This window comes from Pseudomonas syringae CC1557, from assembly GCF_000452705.1.
Classification (GTDB): Bacteria; Pseudomonadota; Gammaproteobacteria; order Pseudomonadales; family Pseudomonadaceae; genus Aquipseudomonas; species Aquipseudomonas syringae_F.
This window is the reverse complement of record NZ_CP007014.1, coordinates 3,185,911-3,190,653: the sequence shown is the minus strand read 5'-3', so window position 1 is coordinate 3,190,653 and position 4,743 is coordinate 3,185,911. Positions and strand designations below refer to the sequence as shown.

General features: G+C 58.0%; 5 protein-coding genes. 2 read left to right on the top strand and 3 right to left on the bottom strand.

Annotated elements, in window-relative coordinates; all coding sequences use genetic code 11:
- Positions 1-97: 97 nt before the first annotated feature.
- From N018_RS14140 to N018_RS14130, 3 genes are all read right to left on the bottom strand, one after another.
- Positions 98-766, bottom strand: coding sequence for a helix-turn-helix transcriptional regulator (locus N018_RS14140; RefSeq protein ID WP_024643820.1), 669 nt, complete (start codon positions 764-766; stop codon positions 98-100).
- 280 nt (positions 767-1,046) lie between these two features.
- The gene (locus N018_RS14135; RefSeq protein ID WP_025390006.1) at positions 1,047-2,483 is read right to left on the bottom strand and encodes a coniferyl aldehyde dehydrogenase; all 1,437 of its coding nucleotides are present in this window, start codon (positions 2,481-2,483) and stop codon (positions 1,047-1,049) included.
- 91 nt (positions 2,484-2,574) lie between these two features.
- Positions 2,575-3,255 carry a TetR/AcrR family transcriptional regulator gene (locus N018_RS14130; RefSeq protein WP_025390005.1) on the bottom strand — a complete coding sequence of 227 codons (681 nt, stop codon included), beginning with the start codon at positions 3,253-3,255 and terminating at the stop codon, positions 2,575-2,577.
- A gap of 151 nt (positions 3,256-3,406) precedes the next feature.
- Between N018_RS14130 and N018_RS14125 the strand changes: the two genes are divergently transcribed.
- Both N018_RS14125 and N018_RS14120 read left to right on the top strand, forming a co-directional pair.
- On the top strand, positions 3,407-3,832 hold the full coding sequence (locus N018_RS14125; RefSeq protein WP_025390004.1) for a DUF2147 domain-containing protein: 426 nt from the start codon (positions 3,407-3,409) through the stop codon (positions 3,830-3,832).
- Positions 3,833-3,860: 28 nt separating this feature from the next.
- A complete protein-coding gene (locus N018_RS14120) occupies positions 3,861-4,742 on the top strand; it encodes a TorF family putative porin (protein ID WP_024643816.1) in 882 nt (293 codons plus the stop codon).
- Position 4,743: the final 1 nt, after the last annotated feature.

The following is a 4,743-nucleotide window of genomic DNA, read 5'->3' as shown; positions in this document are numbered from 1 at the left end:
GGCGGTTTTAGTCAGCGGCTCCACTGCTGCGATATCGCTATGGATATCGCAGCAATGGCGTTGGCTGCGGTTATTGCCAGGGACGGCAGACCGGCAATCAACAGGCCGAAAAGACGCCTTCGGAAGAGGCGTACATCCAGCGCATCAGCGAGTTTCGACCGCTGATTCCAAGTTTGATGGCTGCCCTGCGCTGGTAGCTGCCGACCGTGTTGACCTTAAGCATCAGCCGCTCGGCCTGCTCAAGGGCGGTATGCCCGGCGAGCAACCCGAGGCAGACCTGGGTTTCCCGCTCGGACAGCGAAAGGCCGGTTTCGCGCAGTCGTTCCTGAAAGCGCTCCTCCAGGCTTTCGGTTTTTCTTAGTTCACTACTGGGCATCGCCAGTTGCAGCGCATTGACGTGTTTTTCGAGTATCGAGAACAGCAAGGGGGTGATATCGCTTAGTTGCCGACGCTCGCTGGGCGAAAATGCCTGAGCGGGCAGGGCGCGGAACACCGTGATCTTGCAGGAGAAACTTTCCGATGCCTGAACCGGGTAAAGGTGGATCGAGTCACTCAGCAACAGCGTGCCACGCGACGACGTCACCGTTTCGTTGAAAACCGGTACTTCCGAGGCAGGCGGCGATTGCCAGGGCTGCGGCAGCGAAGAGAGGTGCGTGGCATCCACTGCAAGCTGCTTGTCGATCAAGGTGTGAAACAGGCTGGAAAAATGGCCGCTGCCAATGCTGGCAATGGCCCGGCCAATGTGGGGCAGTAGTGTATGAGGCATGAGGTCGTCCATGAGATCAAAAGCTGTTGACTGCAGTGTAGACGCGGCAAAAGCAAGTCAGTCACATCAACTTGGTCGTAAGGATTGTTACGACTGAACAGTGACGTTAGATGAGCGCTTAGAGCACGACTAGTATTAACTACAGCAAATCATAACGGCTTGATGTTACCTAAATACTTCGTCATCACAAGCAGTGATTATCACTGAATAAGCTGTTCTGGCAGGCAAAACCAAACCCGGTGATGCCTGTTCATCAGAGTAAGTGACCGGTAGAAATCAGTTATTTACCGAGCATTAGCCGTGTCACTAGCCGCGTCAGCCGCCCGTAGGGTGCCGAGACTTTATCGGACAGGTTGAAGCGACTCAGTGTGAGCACACTGCGTGCATGGGATAAACGGACGAAGCCTTCGTAACCGTGATAAGCACCGGTGCCACTTTCTCCGACGCCGCCAAAAGGCAGATCATCCTGAGTGGCGTGCAGCATGGTGCCATTGACGGTTACGCCGCCAGAGCGCGTCCGGTTCACTACATGGTCCACGGACGCCTGCTGATTGGAAAAACAGTACAGGGCAAGCGGTGTCGGCCGGGCGTTGATGAAGGCGATGGCTTCATCCAGTGTGTCGTAAGCGAGGATGGGCAGTAACGGGCCAAAAATCTCTTCCTGCATGATGTCCGCAGTCAGTGGCACTTGAGTAAACGCTGCTGGCGCGATCCTGCGATCGTTTTTCGCTGGCAGCGCATCGTGCTGCCAGACTCGTGCACCGGCTGCGACAGCCTGGTTGACCATGGCCAACAGTCGATCGTAATGACGTGGCGAAATGATCGAGGTGTAGTCCGGATTGCCGTCCAGTGTCGGGTAGAGCTTTTTCGCGGCCGCCAGCCACTCGCTGGCGAAGTGGTCCACGAGGTTGCGCGGCACCAGTACATAATCCGGGGCTACGCAGGTCTGGCCGGCATTGAACAGCTTGCCGATCGCGATGATTCGCGCGGCCTTCTTGAGCGGAAAGTCGGCGCAGACCACTACCGGTGACTTGCCTCCCAGTTCCAGGGTCACTGGCGTCAGGTTGCGCGCTGCGGCGGCCATGACCTGACGGCCTACCTGGGTCGAACCGGTGAACAGCAGGTGGTCGAAGGGCAGCTCGCTGAACTGGCTGGCCAGCCTGGCGTCGCCGGTGACCACAGTCACCTGGTCTGCCGGGAACGTTTCGCCGAGCAGTTGCCTGAGCAGTTCGGAGGTTCTCGGTGTCAGTTCCGACGGTTTGATCATCACCCGATTGCCAGCCGCCAGTGCTTCGATCAACGGCACCAGGGTCAATGTCAGCGGGTAGTTCCAGGGCGCAAGAATGCCGACCACACCCAGCGGCTGGTAGATCACCCTGGCACTCGCAGGTCTGAACACGATCCCTGCCTTGCGCCGTGCAGGACGCATCCAGGCTTTCAGGTGCGAGCGGATGTGCTTGATGCCGTTAATGATCGGCATCAACTCGCCAAGCCTGGTTTCGGCGAAGGAGCGGTTGCCGAAGTCTGCACAGACGGCCTCAAGCAAGCGGTCCTGATTGCTGCTTACCATGCGCAAAACGGCGTCGAGGCTGGCAATCCGTTGTGCATAGCCGGGCACGCCCTGAACGCGAACCGCCGCCTGCTGAGCTGCCAACAGCTCGGTGAGCGCCGCAGCGGAAGACGTCGTGGGAGGCTGAATCTGTGCTTGCTGGTTCATGACAATGCCCCTGTAGCTGCTTTTTATAATGAGTGGAGACGGACTGTCTGTGTAAGGAGGCAAGTAAAGCCCGGAAATAAAGCCAGGCCGGTTAATCGCCGGCTTCAGGCAGCGGGCTCAAACGATCCAGATGGCTGACGATCATCGCCGCCACCATTGCGCAGACCTGTTCAGGGGCCATGGGCTCGTCGAACAGCAGCTCGATTGTCGCGTGAATCATTTCTACCGCGACTCGCGCAACCATGGCGATGCGCTGGGGATCAGCCTCAGGGAACGCACTGGTCATGATTGCAGCCTGAGCGGTGGCCACCCGGCGGTGCGAGTCGAGCCTCACGTGCTCCAAAGCCGGAACGGCCCTTAACGCCTTGAGCGTCCACATGCCGCCCAGCGTTGCCTCGGTGACCTCATAAGTGTCCAGAATCAGATCGGCAAGCGCCTTTTCCAAAGCCTGCGGCGTGCCGGTGAGCAGCTCCGCCGTGATCCAGTAATCGATCCGCTCGTTCTGCTTTTCCAGCAGCCTCTCACCCAGCACCGTCAACAGCGCGTATTTATTGGGGAAATAGCGATACAGCGCAGGCGGTGTAAGACCTGCACGCTCGCAGACCAGATTAGTGGACAAGCGCTCCACTCCGACGTCACACAGGGTCTGTGCGGTGGCCACGAGAATGCGCTCGTAGGTTTCAGTGGCGCGTTGCTGCGCGGGCAGTTTCTTGCGCTCTGCGGTTTTTCCCGCGATCTGTGCTGGATCTGTTTCAGTTTTCAGCCTGGCCATACGTACCTGTCGAAAGGGTGAGGTGCCTGTGTGGCGAAATAAAAGTTGCTGCGCTTTAAAATGATAGTTATAACTACTGTGTAGCGATGACTATCATAACTGAAGCGTCGTTAATGTGACGGTCTGTTAAAAAAAATAAAAAGGTGCCGCTATGAACGTACAGCAATGGCTTTTCTTCTCCTCGGTTCTGATGTGCTCCACCGGCATTCATGCTGCAACAGGTCCTCTGGAGGCCAAGGGCCTTTGGCTGACTGCGGAAAAAGATGCAGTGGTCAGACTGGACGATTGCAAGGATCAGGCAGGCGCCATCTGCGGACAGGTGGTCTGGGTCAAGGATGTTACCTCGGCGTCCAGCGACTGCGGTGTGCAAATCCTGCAGCTGACCCGCTATGACAAGGATGCCTGGCGCGATGGCTGGGTGTATGACCCGCGTGACCAGAAAAAATACAAGGGCGCTGTTCGCGTCAAGGACGGTCGCCTCAATGTGAGGGCTTTCGTCGGCACCGAGATACTCGGCAAGACAGAGCAGTTCGAACGTATCGACACACTGCCTCCTGCTCCGGTTTGCACGTTGTAAGTCCGGCCCTTTAGCGTGGGAGAGAATCATGCGTACTCATACAACCCGTTGTGCACTGGCGGTCACCCTGTGCTCCATAGCCTGTCCGACGCTGGCACTGGCAGATGAAATGTCCAGCTATGCGGTGGATGTCACGGCCAAGGCCAGTTCAGACATTCGTACCCGGGGTATCTCCGATTCGTTGAATCGCCCCGGTGCCAAAGTCACCCTTCAGGTCGCTCATGAATCAGGCCTGGTGGCGCTCGCCGAATTTACCACGGTCAGCAAGAAGCAGTTTCTCGACGGCGATGGCGCAGGCGTGCTGCTTGCCGGCGGCTATCGCTTTGGTGATCCAGACGCCTGGCACTACGGTGTGGGGCTTGCTGCAGAGATGTTCCCTGGCGCGCAATTCAAGGCGCCGAATAGCTTCGATTTCCAGACCTTCACGCCGGGTGAAGAGCACTCCACCCATTACAACAGTCAGTTTGCCGTGCTCGAAATAGGTTATGGCGCGCTCGAAGGCCGAGTCGCCAGAGTGCTCTCGAAAAACTACCGGGGGGCCAATAGTGGCGGGGTGTGCGGCGCGCAACTGCAGTTCCGCGACGATCCGACCAAAGGCCTGGAATGCTACGCCAAGGGCGACCGTAACTCGCGCGGCAGCCTGCTTTACGACCTGGACTACAAGTACGCGCTGGGCATCAACACCAACCTGAAGGTGCATGCCGGCTATCAACAGATCGAAAACTTCTCGGAAGCCGACTTTGCCGACTATGGCGCAGGCCTGGTGCATCGCTGGTGGGGTTTTGACTGGGGGCTTGACTGGGTGACCACCAAGACCCGGGCCCGCGAACTGTACATGGCCGAAGACGACGGGCATGTGCGGGCCACGGATGACAATCGCTGGGTAGCGTCGATTTCCCGCACATTCTGAG

What these genes read in the sequence shown, in the direction of transcription:
- N018_RS14140 (WP_024643820.1), bottom strand. Translation starts at nt 766, where the DNA reads ATGCCTCATACACTACTGCCCCACATTGGCCGGGCCATTGCCAGCATT.
- N018_RS14135 (WP_025390006.1), bottom strand. Translation starts at nt 2,483, where the DNA reads ATGAACCAGCAAGCACAGATTCAGCCTCCCACGACGTCTTCCGCTGCG.
- N018_RS14130 (WP_025390005.1), bottom strand. Translation starts at nt 3,255, where the DNA reads ATGGCCAGGCTGAAAACTGAAACAGATCCAGCACAGATCGCGGGAAAA.
- N018_RS14125 (WP_025390004.1), top strand. Translation starts at nt 3,407, where the DNA reads ATGAACGTACAGCAATGGCTTTTCTTCTCCTCGGTTCTGATGTGCTCC.
- N018_RS14120 (WP_024643816.1), top strand. Translation starts at nt 3,861, where the DNA reads ATGCGTACTCATACAACCCGTTGTGCACTGGCGGTCACCCTGTGCTCC.